The following is a 15,418-nucleotide window of genomic DNA, read 5'->3' on the forward strand; positions in this document are numbered from 1 at the left end:
CAATCGCGAACAATTCTCGTTAGTTAACACTTCCCAGTCGGTGTCGTCGTGTCTTCAGCCCAAAGCCCTCACAGTGAGCTCGTCGGTGCGTTGTATCGCGACCACCGCGGCTGGCTGCTGGCCTGGCTACGCCGCAACGTGGCATGCCCGCAACGCGCCGAAGACCTGAGCCAGGACACCTTCGTCCGCCTGCTCGGCCGCGACGAACTGCTGACACCGCGCGAACCCCGGGCGTTTCTGGTGGCGATCGCCAAAGGCTTGTTGTTCGACTACTTCCGTCGGGCGGCGCTGGAACAGGCGTATTTGACCGAGCTGATGCTGGTCCCCGAGGGCGAACAGCCCTCGGTCGAAGAACAGCAACTGATCCTCGAAGACCTCAAGGCCATCGACCGCATGCTCGGCAAGCTGTCGACCAAGGCCCGCGCCGCTTTCCTCTATAACCGCCTCGACGGCCTGACCCACGCCGAGATCGCCGACAAACTCGGCGTGTCTGTCCCCCGCGTGCGCCAGTACCTGGCCCAGGGCATCCGCCAGTGCTACATCGCACTGTACGGTGAGCCGACATGAGCCCGGCCAGTTCCCGACCGGTCCCGGCCCATGTGCTGGATGCGGCGATTGCCTGGCAATTGACCCTCGATTCCAGCACGCCGCTGGAGCGCGAAGAGTTCGCCAAATGGCACGCGGCCAACGAAGAACACGCTCGCGCCTGGCGCCAGTTGGGCATGCTCGACCAGCGTTTCAGCGTGGCCAACGGCCCGGCACGCAGCGCACTGCTGCAATCGCGCGAAGGCATCCGCCGCCGCGTGCGCAAGCTCGGCAGCGGGCTGGCCAGTGTCGTGGCGGTGGTCGGTCTGGCGCTGTTTGCCGGCGAACGTTATCTGCCGCTGGATTACTGGCTCGCCGACCAACGCACCGCCACCGGCGAACAGCGCACCGTGCGCCTGGCCGACGGCACCATGCTCAACCTCAATACCCACAGCGCGGTGGATGTCCGCTTCGATGAGAAGCAACGGCTGATCGTGTTGCAGGAAGGCGAAATCCTCGTCGAAACCGGTCACGGCGATGCGCGGCCGTTCATCGTCGAAACCGCCGAGGGCAGCATGCGCGCCCTGGGTACGCGGTTTCTGGTCAAGCGCGAAGACGCCGGCACGCGCCTTAGCGTGCTGCAATCAGCGGTGGCGGCGCATCCGCAATCCGATCCGCAGGAACAGATCCTGCGCGAAGGCCAGCAAGTGCTGATCCGCCACAACGGTCTGGATTCGGTGCTGGCGCTCACCCCCGGCGCCGATGCCTGGACCCGCGGCATGCTGGTGGTGGACAACGCGCGCCTGGAAGACCTGGTGCATGAACTCGGCCGTTATCGTCGAGGCCATCTGGGCATTGCGCCGGAAGTCGCCGACCTGCGCATCACCGGCAGCTTCCCGCTGCACGACACCGACAAGGCGCTGAACGCCCTGCTGCCGACCCTGCCAGTGCAGATCGAACAGCACACGCCATGGTGGGTGACCGTGGCCAAGGCTGATCCGAAGCCCTGACATTCAGCGCTTCCTGAGCAATCGCTGTCAGGAGCAGGTCGCGACAGAAACACCCATCACACCCCATGAAAACGGACTTTCTGCTGACTTGTGCAGCGATGTCATTCGTTAATCGAAATTATTTTCATCCAGCCCTATCACTTTTCGAATCTCGTCCGGCACACAGGCAATTGAGAAATATTTCCATTCAGGAGCCGCCGTATGTCCCGTTCGCTAGACACCTTGTTGCGCCCCAGTTTGCTGGCGGTCGCCATTGCCCTCTGCACCCCGCTGGCCAGCAGCCAACTGATCGCCGCTGAACAGGCGTCGAGCGTACGCGCCTACAACCTGCCGGCGGCTCCGTTGTCGACCACCCTGAACCAGATCGCCAGCCAGGGCGGCCTCACGCTGTCGCTGAACCCGTCGCTGGCGGCGGGCAAGACCTCGGCGCCGGTCAACGGCCAATATGACGCGGCCGGCGCTCTGCGCGCGGCCCTGCGTGGCACCGGTCTGCAACTGGAACAGAGCAGCGCCGGCACCTACACCCTGGTCGCCGTGCCGGAAGGCGCGATGGCCCTGCCGGAAACCTCGGTGATCGGCGTGGAAAACTATGAAAGCGCCTGGGGCCCGGTCGAAGGCTACACCGCCACCCGCACCGCCGCCGGCACCAAGACCGACACCGCGCTGGTCGAAGCGCCGCGTTCGATTTCGGTCGCCACTCGCCAGCAAATGGACGACCGTGGCGTGCACAGCCTCGATGACGCCGTGCGCTACATGCCTGGCATCACCGCCAGCAGCTACGGCAGCGACACCCGGATCGACTGGCTGCGCGTGCGCGGTTTCGAACCGACCCAATTCCTCGACGGCCTGCCGTTGCCACGCGGCATCTACGCCAACCCGAAACCGGAAACCTGGAACCTCGATCGCCTCGCCCTGCTGCGCGGCCCGGCTTCTTCGGTGTACGGCCAGACCCCGCCGGGCGGCCTGCTGGACATGGTCAGCCGTCGTCCAAGCGATGTGCAAAGCAGCGAAATCCAGTTGCAGTACGGCAGCGACAATCATCGCCAGATCAACTTCGCCAGCACCGGCAAGATCGATGAAGCGGGTCAGTTTTTGTATGGCATCAGCGGCGTGGTGCGTGACAGCGACACGCAGATCGACCACATCGAAAACAAGCGCTACAACATCGCCCCGAGCCTGACCTGGAACATCGACGAAGACACCAAGCTGACCTTGCTCTCGCAGTTCACCAGCGACGATACCGGTGTCACCAGCCAGTTCTACCCGATCCAGGGCACCAGGATCGACATGCCGTTCGGCAAGATTTCCCATCACAAGAACCTGGGCGATCCTGACTACGACTTCTACGACCGTACCTACTACGCGCTCGGCTATGCCTTCGAACATCGCATCAACGACGTATGGCAGTTCAAACAGAATCTGCGTTACACCAAGTCTGATCTGTCGTTCCAGACGGTGACCGTCAACAGCTACAACCCATCCTTCGCCGGCTTCACCGTCGATGATCAGGGCAATGTCGGCCGCGGCACCACCAACGTCGATGAGGACATCAGCCAGTTCGCCGTGGACAACAACTTCCAGGCGGACTTCGCCACCGGCGATATCCGTCACACCCTGTTGCTCGGTCTCGATCACCAGCGCAGCAACGACAACTACACCTCGATCTTCGGCTCCGCACCGGACATCAACGTCAATAACCCGGTCTACGGCCAGACGATCATTCGTCCACCTCGTTCCTCGGCGTTCTATGACTACAACCAGAAAACCTACCAGAGCGGCCTCTACGTGCAGGACCAGATGGCCCTGGACCAATGGCGTCTGACCCTGGGCGGTCGTGAAGACTGGGTGCACACCAGCACCAAGTTCTTCAACAAGGGCGACGCCACCAACACCCAGCGTGACAAGGCGTTCAGCGGTAACGCGGCGATCAGCTACGTGTTCGACTCGGGTTTCGTGCCGTACCTGTCGTACGCCGAATCCTTCCAGCCAACCAGCGGCGCCGATGCCACTGCCACCGACTCGTTCAAACCGACCGAGGGCAAGCAATGGGAACTGGGCATCAAGTACCAGCCACCGGGCAGCAAGACCCTGCTCAGCGCAGCGGTGTATGACCTGACCCAGAAGAACGTCTCGGTCAACTCCATCGTCAACAACGTGACCATCACCAGCCAGACCGGCGAAGTGAAAGTCAAAGGCCTGGAGCTGGAAGCCGTCTCCGACGTTACCGACAACCTGAAAGTCATCGCCGCCTACACCCTGGCCAAGTCCGAAGTGCAGAAAGGCGTCGACAAGGGCAACCGTCTGCAACTGATGCCGAACCAGCAAGCCTCGCTGTGGACCGATTACACCTGGCACAGCGGCGTGCTCGACGGCTTCGGCATCGGCGGCGGCGTGCGCTACACCGGCAACACCTACGGCGACAAGGCCAACACCTGGCTGGGCAAGGCGGACGCCTACACCGTGTTTGACGCCGCCGTGCATTACGACCTCGGCCGTCTGGACAACAGCCTCAAAGGGGCGTCGCTGGCACTCAACGCGACCAACCTGTTCGACAAGGACTACATTTCCACCTGCGACGGTTTCTACTGCTACTACGGCGACCAGCGCAGCGTCATCGCCAGCGCCACCTACAAGTGGTAAGCGCCTGAGCTGAAACAGGCCCTGCAACCAGGCCGTCCCTCGTGGACGGCTTTGGTGTTTTTGAAGGTCATGAAATGAAAAGTAAAACAATTCGCCGCTGGTCCTTCGTCCACACCTGGACCAGCCTGATCTGCACCGTGTTTTTGCTGCTGCTGGCCCTGACCGGCCTGCCGCTGATTTTCCATCACGAGATCGACCACCTGCTGGGCGATGCGCCCGAGTTGCGGGTGATGCCGGCGGATACGCCGCATCTGAACCTGGCGCAACTGGTCGAAGCGGCGGAGAAGCATCGGCCCGGTGAAGTCGTGCAGTACTTCGGCTTCGAAGACGACGAACCGAATGCCGTGCTGACGATCATGGCCAAGACCGCCGGCACCGAGCCCAACTCCTCGCACACCTTCATGCTCGATGCGCGCACCGGCGAAGCCCTGGAAATGCCTTCGGCCAACGGTGGCCTGATGCTGTTCATCCTGCGTCTGCACGTCGACATGTTCGCCGACCTGCCGGGCAAGTTGCTGCTGGCGTTCATGGGTTTGCTGTTCGTGGTCGCGATCGTGTCCGGCACGGTGTTGTACCTGCCGTTCATGCGCCGCTTGAAGTTCGGCACCGTGCGCCAGGACAAATCCACCCGCCTGCGCTGGCTCGACCTGCACAACCTGATCGGCGTGGTCACCCTGACCTGGGCGCTGGTGGTCGGCGTTACGGGAGTGATCAGCGCCTGTGCCGACCTGATCATCGCCGCCTGGCGCAGCGATTCGCTCAACGCCATGATCGCGCCCTATCGCGATGCCCCGCCGCTGACGCAACTGGCCCCGGCCACCCGTGTGCTGGACATCGCCGCAAGCGTCACACCGGGGATGAAACCGGACTTCATCGCCTTCCCCGGCACCCGTTTCTCCAGCGAGCACCATTACTCGGTGTTCATGAAGGGCGGCACCCACCTGACCTCGCACCTGCTGACCCCGGTGCTGATCGACGCCAGCACCCTGCAGGTCACGGCGGTGGCAGAACGACCGTGGTACATGGACGCCATGGGCATGTCGCAGCCGCTGCACTTCGGTGACTACGGCGGCATGCCGATGAAAATCCTCTGGGCCACGCTGGACGTGCTGACCATCATCGTCCTCGCCAGCGGCGTGTACCTGTGGGTGGTGCGGCGCAAGGCCGCGAAACCGGTACTGGAACCGGCGGAGGCCGCTGCATGAAGCCGCGTCAGTCGAATTTCTGGAAGGTCTTCAGCACCCCGCTGGTGATCGCGCTATTGAGTGCAGCGGGCCTGTTCGCGGCGCTGCTGGGCGACGGGATCTGGGATGGTTTGAGCTGGATTGGTCTGGGCATTCCGGCCGCCATTGCCCTGCGCGGATTGCTGCAACGTCGCTGAACGGCTTGAGCCTGACGGGCAACGCGCTATGCTGCCCGTCATTGCCCCTGACCGAGACCCTGCCGATGTCCGCTCCCAGCATGACCCTGTTCCACAACACCCTGTCCCCGTTCGTGCGCAAAGTCATGGTGCTGCTGCACGAGACCGGCCAGCAGGATCGCGTCGCGCTGCAGGACTGCGTGCTCAGCCCTGTCAGCCCGGACGCCGCGCTCAACGCAGACAATCCGCTGGGCAAGATCCCGGCCCTGCGTCTGGCCGACGGCAATGTCATCCATGACAGCCGGGTGATCCTCGATTACCTCGACCACCAGCACGTCGGCAACCCGCTGATCCCTCGCGACGGCGCGGCCCGCTGGCGGCGCCTGACCCTGGCCTCAATGGCCGACGGGATCATGGACGCCTCGGTCATGGTGCGTTACGAGCAAGTGCTGCGCGCCCCGGAAAAGCACTGGGACGAATGGCTCGAGGCCCAGCGCGAGAAGATCCGCCGCGCCCTCGCCCTGCTGGAGCGCGACGCGATTGCCGAACTGACCTGCCACTTCGACGTCGCTTCGATCAGCGTGGCCTGTGCGCTGGGTTATCTGGATCTGCGCTTCCCGGATCTGGGCTGGCGTGACGCCAATCCGCAACTGGCCAACTGGTTCTTTGAAGTGAGCCAGCGGCCGTCGATGATTGCGACGATGCCGAAGGCTTGACGCACCGGGCGGGAGGCAACGACGCAAAGATCAGCGTCATCAACACTTCGGCCTCCCGCTGCTCCTCACGCAACCCCACAAACCGGCTCATTGCACCGCTCCGATATCGAACTCCAGCGGTTTGGCCGGTTTCTGCCCGATCCCGTACCAGTCCAGATTGCGGGTCAGCACCATGAACACACCCAGCAGACCGAACAGCAGCAGCGAGCCCATCAGCAGCGCGTAATCCTCGGCGCTCAGCAAGCCGTAGAGCAAACCGTACAACGCCGCCAGCCCCGCCGAAAAACTCAAGCCATGCCGCACGCTGCGCAGCACATGGCAGACGTAGAACCCGATCAACAACACACAACCGCTGGCCGACAACAGATACGCCAGGGCAAAACCGATGTGCTCCGACAACGACAGCAGCAACAGATAAAAGAACGCCAGCGCCACACCTACCAGCGCGTATTGCACCGGGTGCACTGCCAGGCTTTTCAGTACTTCGAACAGGAAGAAACCGGCGAACGTCAGGACGATGAACAACAACGCATATTTGATCGCCCGATCGCTCTTCAGGTACTGATCCACCGGATCGATGAAGCTCACGCCGAAACTGCGCCCGTTGAACGTCTCGCAATCATTGCCCGACACGCAGCGGCTCATCGCCTCTTGCAAATTGGTGGAGAAAAACGAGGTCTGCCAATCGGCGGTGAAACCCTGATCGGTGATCTCGCGTTTGGCCGGCAGGAAGTTGCCGATGAAGCTTGGGTGCGGCCAGTTGGCAGCGAGGTTCACGCGGCTGGTCTTGCCCACCGGCAGCACCTGCAACGAGCCGGTGCCTTGCAGGCGCAGGTCGAAGCCGAAGGCCAGTTCCGTGGTCTTGCTGGTGTCCAGCGCCGGCAGCGTCACTCGCACACCCTCGCCCAGCCAGCCGACCTGGGTGCCAGGCACGAAGTCCAGGCGTTGCGCGCCGAGTTCCAGCTTCAGTGCATTTTCGATCCCGCGAATGTCGCTGATGCCGACCGCCAGGAACGGCGCATCGAAGGTGTAATCGACGAAATCTTCCTTGATCCCCAACTGCGCCGGCAGCGAGAAATGGCCACTGATACGGTTATCGGCATGGAACAGCCGCGCCTCGTAAATGCCCCGGGCGCGCAGTTCGGTCTGCACCTGGCCGTCGAGTTCAAAACGCTCCGGCAGAAAATACAGGCGCCCGCGCTCTTCGCCGATTTCCTGGTAGCGCTCGTCGCTCTTCTCCTTGGTTTTCCAGGTGCGCACCACTTTGCGATACGGCACAACCATCACCGGCCCGCTGAGTTGCTGGCTGTAGCTTGAGCTTCTGGCAATGTCTTCCAGCACACCGTCACGCAGTTGCTGGCGATCGTCGATGATGCCGTCGATCATCAGCAGCGGCACCAGCAATACCAGGATCAGCAGGGCAATGGCCCCGAGTTTTATCGTCAGACTTTTGTTCATGGGACTCTCCCTGTTTCGATGGGCAGAGTCTGCAAAGGGGATGTGAGGGTTTTGTGGGAGGACTGTGGAGTTTGTGTGGAGACTACAACTGCAGGACGACTTCCACCCCGCCTTCGACGTTGCCGATGCGCATTGAACCACCGTGCAACTTGACCACCTCTTCGACGAAGTTAAGCCCGAGTCCGGTGCTTTTACGTCCGCTGTCCGGGCGTGGCAAGGAGTAGAAACGCTCGCTCAAACGGGGCAAGGCATAGTCGGGAATCGGCGTGGTTTCGTTGAACAGGCGAAGCTCGACCTGCTCGCCGATTCTCTCGGCACCAAAGCGCAGCAGACCGTGTGACGACGTGAAATCCAGTGCGTTCTCCAGCAGATTGCCCAGCGCCTGTCGCAACAGAAACGGCTCGCCGATCAACGCCAGATCCGCCGCGATGGTTTGTTCGATACGCAGTTGCCGGCCTTCGATGCGTGCCATCTGTGCCTGAAGCAGCTCACTCACCAGCGCCGCCAACGGCACGGCGACACGCTCCTCAAGACCCTGCCGCTGTTCGACCTGGGCAAGGTTCAGCAGACGTTCGATCAACTGCTGCATCCGGGCACTTTCACTGTCGATGTTGCCGACAAAGCGCAATCGCTGATCCGCCGGCATCTCGCCCTGCAACAACTCGGCGGCACCGCGAATCGCCGCCAGCGGGCTCTTCAATTCATGGGTCAGGGTGTGCACATAGCGTTCGACGTAGGCCTTGCCTTCGAGCTGGGTGCGCATCTGTTCCACGGCGGTCGCCAACTGCTCCAGCTCGCCGCCGCGATAGCGCGGCACCGCCACCCGACGGCCCTCGCTCACGGCCTGGGCGTAAACGGTCAAGCGGTGCAACGCGCGGCTCAGCCACCACGACAGCACGGCGCCGAGCAGCAGGCCGAGGCCGATCAATCCGGCGCCGTAACCGAGCAAACGGCGTTCGGTGCGATCGACGTAGGGTTGCAGTGAACTGTTGGGCTTGGCCACGGTGACCACGCCAATGATCGCGCCGTTGTCGCGGATCGGCGCGCCGACGTGCATCACTGAAGAATTCGGATCATTCGGGTCACTGCGGCTGGAACGTGCGCCGTATTCACCGCGCAGGGTCAGGTAGACGTCGTTCCAGCGCGAGTAGTCCTGACCGACGGCCAGACCACTGGAGTCCAGGACCACGATGCCCTTGGCGTCGGTGACGTAGATGCGGTGGTTGACCTGGTTTTTCGCCAGGCCCCAGATCGTCGCCTTCGGCTGGCGTTCGCCATAAGCGCGGAGCAGTTCCGGCCAGCGATTCTGGTTGAGGGTGCCGGCCTTGAAATCGTCTCGCAGGATTTCCGCCATCAGGTTGGCGGTGTCGACCAGGGTTTCTTCGGTGGACTGGCGCACGCCGGGGCGGATTTCTTCCATCACTGTGTTGAGTACGAAGTAACCGGTGAGGCCGATGAACAGCACATACACCAGGAAAATCCGCAGCCCCAGCGACATCAACTGTGCCCCGGGCTGTAGCTGTAGCCAAGGCCGCGATGGGTCTGGATCGGCTCGGCCTCGGCGCGCACCAGACGCAATTTGGCGCGCACGCTTTTGATATGGCTGTCGATGCTGCGCTCGTAACCGGCATCCGCCGCCACGCCCAGCGCATCGAGCAGTTGCTCGCGGCTGAACACCCGCTCGGGTTGTTCGAGCAGGCATTGCAGCAGACGGAATTCGTGGCGGGTGAGGCTCAGGGGTTGGCCGCGATAGCTGATCTGCACACGTTCGGGATCGATGCGAAACAGCGCCGAGGATGCTTCGATGACCGGACGTGGCGCCATGCGCTTGAGAATCGCCCGGACCCGCGCCGCCACTTCTCGTGGGCTGAACGGTTTGACCACGTAATCGTCGGCGCCGATTTCCAGGCCCACCACGCGGTCGATTTCGGCATTGCGCGCGCTGAGGAACAGCACCGGCACTTCACTGAAGCGACGCAGCTGTTTGCAGGTCTCGAAGCCGCTGATGTCCGGCAGGCCGATGTCGAGGATGATCAGATCCGCCGGGTTCTGGCGCTGATGCTCCAGCGCCGCCGCGCCCAGGCTCAGCCAGGTCGTGGTGAAGCCCTCGCCCTGCAAGGCAAAAATCAGCGTGTCGGCAATCGCCGCTTCGTCTTCGACAATCAGGATATGAGGCATGGCGTCCGAGCCTGTGGGTTAAGTGCGCGAACGGTGCCCCAAGCCCGGCGTTACGTCAATGAGACCACTTGGTTTAGCAGTCCGGCTTGTCCGCCGTGAAGCGTCGCGCCGGGTTCACCGCCGCGCCGAACTCGCGCAGGGCCTTGGCCCCGATCAGCAACGGGTAGTTGAAGTTGCTGCGGTCAGTCAGGTTGACCTCCACGGTACGCTTGACGTCGCCCAGGCACAGCTCCAGATCGACCACCGGACGCTTGGCCACTTCGGTGCTTTCGCCCTCGTCTTCTTCATCCGAGCGACTCTTGATCTTGCTGATCCGCGCGACCTTGTGCTCGTACACCTTGTTGCTGGCGTCCTTGGTGGCCAGACGGAAACGCACCCAGTCTTCGCCGTCGCGTTTGAACGTCTCGATGTCCTTGGCCGACAACGAGGCGGTCAGCGCGCCGGTGTCCATCTTGGCCTTGAGCACTTCGCCGCCGATTTCCGGCAGCGCGATGTATTCGTAACGACCGTACAGGGTCGGTTCGGCGGCGAGCACCGGCAGGGCGACGAGGGAAAGCAGTGCAAGGAGGGATTTCACGTAAAGGGCTTCCTTGGGAAATGGGGGCGTCAGACGCGAGATTTTAGACCGTTGTTTACTTGATCGTTCCCACGCTCCGCGTGGGAACGATCAGACTAACGCGCCACAGGTGAAACATTCGTCACCGGCGGATTTGGCCTGTCGGCCGAAGCCACTTATCATGGCGCGCCCATCCGTTTTCCAAGAGTTGCTTATGCGCCGCCTGCTCACCGGCTGTTTCGTCACCCTGCTGCTGTTGTCCAATACCCTCGTGCTCTTCGGACCGCTGATGGTGTTCGCCCTGCTCAAGCTGATCCTGCCGGGGCGCTTTCGCGACTACGCCTCGTGGGCGGTGATGTGGATCGCCGAAACCTGGGCGGAAATCGACAAGCTGATCTTCCGCCTGTGCATTCCCACGCAATGGGATATTCGCGGCGGCGAAGACCTGCGCAGCGACACCTCCTACCTGGTGATCAGCAACCATCAGTCCTGGGTCGATATCCCGGCACTGATCCAGACCCTCAACCGGCGCACGCCGTTCTTCAAGTTCTTCCTCAAGAAAGAGCTGATCTGGGTGCCGTTCCTGGGCCTGGCCTGGTGGGCGCTGGATTACCCGTTCATGAAGCGTTACACCAAGGCGTTTCTGGCGAAGAACCCGGAACTGGCCGGCAAGGATCTGGAAATCACCAAGGCCGCCTGCGAGCTGTTCAAGCGCCAGCCGGTGACGGTGGTGAACTATCTGGAAGGCACGCGTTACACCGCTGCCAAAAGCACTCATCAGCAATCGCCGTTCAGTCACCTGCTCAAACCCAAGGCGGGCGGCGTGGCGTTTGTACTGGCGGCGATGGGCGAACAGCTGGACGCGATTCTCGACGTGACCGTGGTTTATCCACAGCAGAAGATTCCGGGGTTCTGGGACCTGATCAGCGGCAACGTGCCGCGCGTGATCATCGACATCCAGACCCGCGAGCTGGATCCGGCCCTGTGGCAGGGCGATTACGAAAACGATCCGGCGTTTCGCGAGAAGGTCCAGAACTGGGTCAACCAGCTCTGGACCCTCAAGGATCAGCGCATCGCCGAACTCAAGGGCGAGCGCCGCTGAGTCACCCGTTGGTGCCGGTGCCCCAGATGCTGCCCAGGCTTTGCAGCAACGAACCGCCGACACCCTGCTGACCGAGGTATTGCAGGAGGATCGGGGCAAACTGGCCGACCATACCGCTGTCCATGCCCAACGCACCGAAAGCGTTGTTCAGGTCATTGGTGTCCTTGACGTTGCCCAGCGCATTTTCCAGCCCGGCGGACTTGCCCGACGAGCCGAGCAAGCCGCTCAACGCCGCCAGATTACCGCTGCCGCCCGACAGCTTGTCGATGCCCGGCACTTCCTTGGCCAGCTCGGAATAGTCCGTGTTGCTCAGTTGGTTCTTCGCCAGGCCCAACATGGCACTGGTACCGCCGACCGCTTGCTGCGGCGTGACGTTCAGCGCGCTCAAGGCACTCAACAGACCGGCGGTTTCCGACGTCGGCGCCGCGGCGGCGGCCTTGTCCCCGCCCTGCATGCCCGATACCGCACCGGCCACGTCATTCAAACTGAAACCGGCAAACACCGGCCCTGCCGCCAGGGTCAGGAGCGATGCCAGGGCAAAACCGCGTGAAATCTTCATTCAGACATCCTCTTGTGGCGTGAAGACCTTCCGTCAAGGGAGGGTCAAACTGCCCGGTTTGACCGGGCATCCGCCGGCATGTTCCGGCGCGGGCCAGCCATTTTCATACCGAAGGCGTGCATGAAACGTGAAAGTCCGAACGCCGGGCGATGAATGGCAGATCCGCCGTTTTGGAACGCGAGGGACAGTTATATAAACCTCATAAAAAACGGCGACCCAGGGTCGCCGTTTTTTTATTGCCTCACCGCTTACGCCGCACTGAACAACTTGTGCGGATCAATCACAAACTTCTTCGGCACGCCGGCATCGAACTCGCCGTAGCCTTCCGGCGCCTGATCGAGGCTGATGACTTGCACGCCCACCACTTCGGCAATGTTGATGCGATCCCACATGATCGCCTGCATCAGCTGACGGTTGTACTTCATCACCGGAGTCTGGCCGGTGTGGAAGCTGTGGGATTTGGCCCAGCCCAGGCCGAAGCGAATGCTCAGGCTGCCCATTTTCGCGGCGGCATCGACAGCACCCGGATCTTCGGTCACGTACAGGCCCGGAATACCGATCTTGCCGGCGACGCGCACCACGCCCATCAGCGAGTTGAGCACGGTGGCCGGGGCTTCGGATTTGACGCCGTCGTGACCATGACCACGGGCTTCGAAGCCCACGCAGTCCACTGCGCAATCCACTTCAGGCTCGCCCAGCAGCGCGGCGATCTGTTCGTGCAGCGGGGTGTCTTTCGACAGGTCGACGATTTCGAAACCCTGAGCCTTGGCGTGGGCCAGGCGGATGGTGTTGACGTCGCCGACGATCACCACCGCGGCGCCGAGCAAACGGGCGGAGGCGGCAGCGGCCAGACCGACCGGGCCTGCGCCGGCAATGTAAACGGTGCTGCCCGGACCAACGCCAGCGGTAACGGCGCCGTGGTAACCGGTCGGCAGAATGTCGGAGAGGCAGGTCAGGTCACGGATTTTCTCCATGGCCTTGTCGCGGTCCGGCAGTTTCAGCAGGTTGAAGTCGGCGTACGGCACCAGCACGTATTCGGCCTGGCCGCCGGTCCAGTCGCCCATGTCGACGTAACCGTAGGCACCGCCGGCACGGGCCGGGTTGACGGTCAGGCAGACGCCGGTGTGTTGCTCCTTGCAGGAACGGCAGCGCCCGCAAGCCACGTTGAACGGAACGGACACCAGATCGCCGATTTTCAGGTTCTCGACGTCGGAGCCTTTTTCGATCACTTCACCAGTGATCTCGTGGCCCAGCACCAGACCGGTCTGCGCCGTGGTACGGCCGCGCACCATGTGCTGGTCGGAGCCGCAAATGTTGGTTGAAACCACACGCAGGATGACACCGTGCTCGATCTTCCTGCCGCGCGGATCCTGCATTTTCGGATAGTCGATTTTCTGTACTTCGACCTTGCCAGCGCCGAGATACACCACACCACGATTGCCAGACATGCTTTCACCTCGCTGTTGTTTTTATGGAACCGCGCCGCCCAGGCAGGCAGCGCGTTAAGTGCTCGGGTTATTGCTTGTTGGTTTTGCGTTGTTATGACTTAAAGAACGACGGTGCGATTGGCGTTCAGGAACACCCTCCGCTCAATGTGATACCCCACGGCCCGGGCCAGGGTCAGGCCTTCGATGTCGCGGCCCTTGGCGATCAGGTCTTCGGGGTAATGACTGTGATCCACGGCCTCGACGCCCTGGGCGATGATCGGCCCCTCGTCGAGGTCGTTGTTGATGTAGTGCGCGGTGGCGCCCACCAGTTTCACGCCCTTGTTGTAGGCCTGGTGATACGGCTTGGCGCCCTTGAAGCCCGGCAGCAGCGAGTGATGAATGTTGATCGCCTTGCCATCGAGCTTGCGGCACAGCTCCGGCGACAGCACCTGCATGTAGCGGGCGAGGATCACCAGTTCAGCGCCGGACTCCTCGATCACCTGCCACACCTGCCGCTCCTGAGCCGGTTTGTCGTTCGGGTCGAGGGGAAAATGGTAATAGGGAATCTGGTGCCAGTCGGCCAGCGGCTTGAGGTCCGGGTGATTCGACACCACCGCCGCCACGTCCATCGACAGCTGGCCGATGCGCTGGCGGTAGAGCAAGTCGTTGAGGCAGTGATCGGCCTTGGAGACCATTATCACGACTTTTGGCCGGTAGTTCGGCGCGGTCAGCTCGAAGATCATGTCGAACGCCTGACCGCGTTCGGCGAGGCCGGCGCGGAAGGATTGCTCGTCGAAACCGTCGGGCTGACGGAACTCCACCCGAATAAAGAAGCGGCCCGAGAGCCGGTCATCGAACGAGTGGTGCTCGGTCACGTAGCAACCTTGCTCGAACAGAAAACGCGTCACCGCGTCCACGGTGCCGAGAACGCTGGGGCAGTCGGCGGTCAGAATCCATGTGTCTGGGGCGCGGCTCATGGTGCGGTGACTCCTGTTCTTTGTGCGGGTGTCAGGGAGCTTCCCCTCACCCTAGCCCTCTCCCGGAGGGAGAGGGGACTGACCGGGTTGTTCTTTCGAGCTACGCCGACGTGAAATACCGAGCCGAACTCAGGCTTTGAAACCAACCGAGATCAGCTCCCTTTCCCCCTCGCCCCCTTGGGGGAGAGGGTTGGGGTGAGGGGGCAAAAATCTCAGGCCCTACACGCAAGCAAGATCGACGCAATTCACCTCAAGCCTGAACGCTAAGGCCGTATTCTGCGGACGCATCCTGCAACCACAACCACCAGTAATCCGAGAAGCTGCGTCGGATAAGCAGTTCCCAGGTGTCTTCGGCGGTGTGGCGGATCATCAGCTGCGACTTGGCGAACACCGTGCCCACAGCCTTGCCGACCGGGAAGTTGTTCGGGTGCACGTCGTAGCTGGTGGATTTCATCAGCACCTGACGTACGTTCGGGCCGCTCAATTCAAGCACTTGCTGGCCGCCGCTGACGTTGACGATGGCGATGTGCAGATCGCCCAGCGCTTCGCGCAGTTTCTGCTCGGCGGCAAACTCTTCACCGCTCGGCACAATCAGCAGCCACTCATCCGGGCCCATCCATTGCAGGCTGGTTTCGCCTTTGACGATCACACTCAGGGCGCCCGGCAATTCAATGCCCAGCGCCTTGTGCACACCGGCGGCGAACGCGGCATCGTGGCCATCGCCACGGATGGTCAGATGGCCGAGGAGTTTCTTCTCGCGCACGGTCACGCCGGCGGTCTTGCGGCCCTTGCCGACCAGGCTGGCGAGGTCGGCGTGATGCAGCGACGACTCGGCCTTGGCCCCGGTGGTCGGGCGTTGTTGGTAAACGTTGGCTGCGGTCATAAAGCACCCTTCCTGAATTCGGTGTCG

The 15,418-nt window shown here is 62.3% G+C and carries 15 protein-coding genes; 7 read left to right on the top strand and 8 right to left on the bottom strand.

The window, feature by feature from the left end; all coding sequences use genetic code 11:
• Positions 1–48 precede the first annotated feature (48 nt).
• The 6 genes from AC07XZ_RS00450 to AC07XZ_RS00475 all read left to right on the top strand — a co-directional run bounded on the left by AC07XZ_RS00450 (position 49) and on the right by AC07XZ_RS00475 (position 6,251).
• Entirely contained in the window at positions 49–567 is a 519-nt protein-coding gene (locus AC07XZ_RS00450) for an RNA polymerase sigma factor (protein WP_102685714.1), read from the top strand.
• Positions 564–1,535: a FecR domain-containing protein gene (locus AC07XZ_RS00455; RefSeq protein ID WP_102685715.1), complete on the top strand. Its 972-nt coding sequence runs from the start codon at positions 564–566 to the stop codon at positions 1,533–1,535. The genes AC07XZ_RS00450 and AC07XZ_RS00455 overlap by 4 nt, the downstream gene beginning before the upstream one ends.
• Positions 1,536–1,736: 201 nt before the next feature.
• On the top strand, positions 1,737–4,175 hold the full coding sequence (locus AC07XZ_RS00460; RefSeq protein ID WP_102685716.1) for a TonB-dependent siderophore receptor: 2,439 nt from the start codon (positions 1,737–1,739) through the stop codon (positions 4,173–4,175).
• A gap of 74 nt (positions 4,176–4,249) precedes the next feature.
• Positions 4,250–5,380, top strand: a complete 1,131-nt coding sequence (locus AC07XZ_RS00465; protein WP_102685717.1) for a PepSY-associated TM helix domain-containing protein — start codon at positions 4,250–4,252, stop codon at positions 5,378–5,380.
• Positions 5,377–5,556, top strand: a complete 180-nt coding sequence (locus tag AC07XZ_RS00470; RefSeq protein WP_085609062.1) for a hypothetical protein — start codon at positions 5,377–5,379, stop codon at positions 5,554–5,556. The genes AC07XZ_RS00465 and AC07XZ_RS00470 overlap by 4 nt, the downstream gene beginning before the upstream one ends.
• A 65-nt stretch (positions 5,557–5,621) precedes the next feature.
• The gene (locus tag AC07XZ_RS00475; RefSeq protein WP_102685718.1) at positions 5,622–6,251 is read left to right on the top strand and encodes a glutathione S-transferase; all 630 of its coding nucleotides are present in this window, start codon (positions 5,622–5,624) and stop codon (positions 6,249–6,251) included.
• Positions 6,252–6,338: 87 nt separating this feature from the next.
• Here the strand turns inward: AC07XZ_RS00475 and creD are convergent, their stop codons facing one another.
• From creD to rloA2, 4 genes are all read right to left on the bottom strand, one after another.
• Positions 6,339–7,709 carry a cell envelope integrity protein CreD gene (gene creD / locus AC07XZ_RS00480; RefSeq protein ID WP_102685719.1) on the bottom strand — a complete coding sequence of 457 codons (1,371 nt, stop codon included), beginning with the start codon at positions 7,707–7,709 and terminating at the stop codon, positions 6,339–6,341.
• 82 nt (positions 7,710–7,791) lie between these two features.
• Complete coding sequence (gene creC / locus AC07XZ_RS00485) at positions 7,792–9,207, bottom strand: two-component system sensor histidine kinase CreC (RefSeq protein ID WP_102685720.1); 1,416 nt, start codon at positions 9,205–9,207, stop codon at positions 7,792–7,794.
• Positions 9,207–9,887 carry a two-component system response regulator CreB gene (gene creB, locus AC07XZ_RS00490; protein ID WP_102685721.1) on the bottom strand — a complete coding sequence of 227 codons (681 nt, stop codon included), beginning with the start codon at positions 9,885–9,887 and terminating at the stop codon, positions 9,207–9,209. Before creB ends, creC begins: the two co-directional genes overlap by 1 nt.
• 73 nt (positions 9,888–9,960) lie before the next feature.
• Positions 9,961–10,464, bottom strand: a complete 504-nt coding sequence (gene rloA2, locus AC07XZ_RS00495) for a retropepsin-like aspartic peptidase RloA2 (protein ID WP_007959815.1) — start codon at positions 10,462–10,464, stop codon at positions 9,961–9,963.
• Positions 10,465–10,657: 193 nt separating this feature from the next.
• Between rloA2 and yihG the strand changes: the two genes are divergently transcribed.
• On the top strand, positions 10,658–11,545 hold the full coding sequence (gene yihG / locus AC07XZ_RS00500) for a 1-acylglycerol-3-phosphate O-acyltransferase, YihG family (RefSeq protein ID WP_102685722.1): 888 nt from the start codon (positions 10,658–10,660) through the stop codon (positions 11,543–11,545).
• Between the two features lies 1 nt (position 11,546).
• Here yihG and AC07XZ_RS00505 read toward each other — a convergent pair whose 3' ends face one another.
• The 4 genes from AC07XZ_RS00505 to AC07XZ_RS00520 form a co-directional block, all read right to left on the bottom strand.
• Entirely contained in the window at positions 11,547–12,104 is a 558-nt protein-coding gene (locus AC07XZ_RS00505; protein ID WP_007959813.1) for a DUF2780 domain-containing protein, read from the bottom strand.
• Positions 12,105–12,352: 248 nt separating this feature from the next.
• On the bottom strand, positions 12,353–13,552 hold the full coding sequence (gene fdhA, locus AC07XZ_RS00510; RefSeq protein ID WP_102685723.1) for a formaldehyde dehydrogenase, glutathione-independent: 1,200 nt from the start codon (positions 13,550–13,552) through the stop codon (positions 12,353–12,355).
• Positions 13,553–13,650: 98 nt separating this feature from the next.
• Positions 13,651–14,508 carry a formyltetrahydrofolate deformylase gene (purU, locus tag AC07XZ_RS00515; RefSeq protein WP_102685724.1) on the bottom strand — a complete coding sequence of 286 codons (858 nt, stop codon included), beginning with the start codon at positions 14,506–14,508 and terminating at the stop codon, positions 13,651–13,653.
• A gap of 250 nt (positions 14,509–14,758) precedes the next feature.
• A complete protein-coding gene (locus tag AC07XZ_RS00520; RefSeq protein ID WP_064599941.1) occupies positions 14,759–15,391 on the bottom strand; it encodes a sarcosine oxidase subunit gamma in 633 nt (210 codons plus the stop codon).
• Positions 15,392–15,418 lie beyond the last annotated feature (27 nt).

The sequence above is a fragment of the Pseudomonas sp. GW458-11-26-14-LB4 genome (assembly GCF_059423925.1).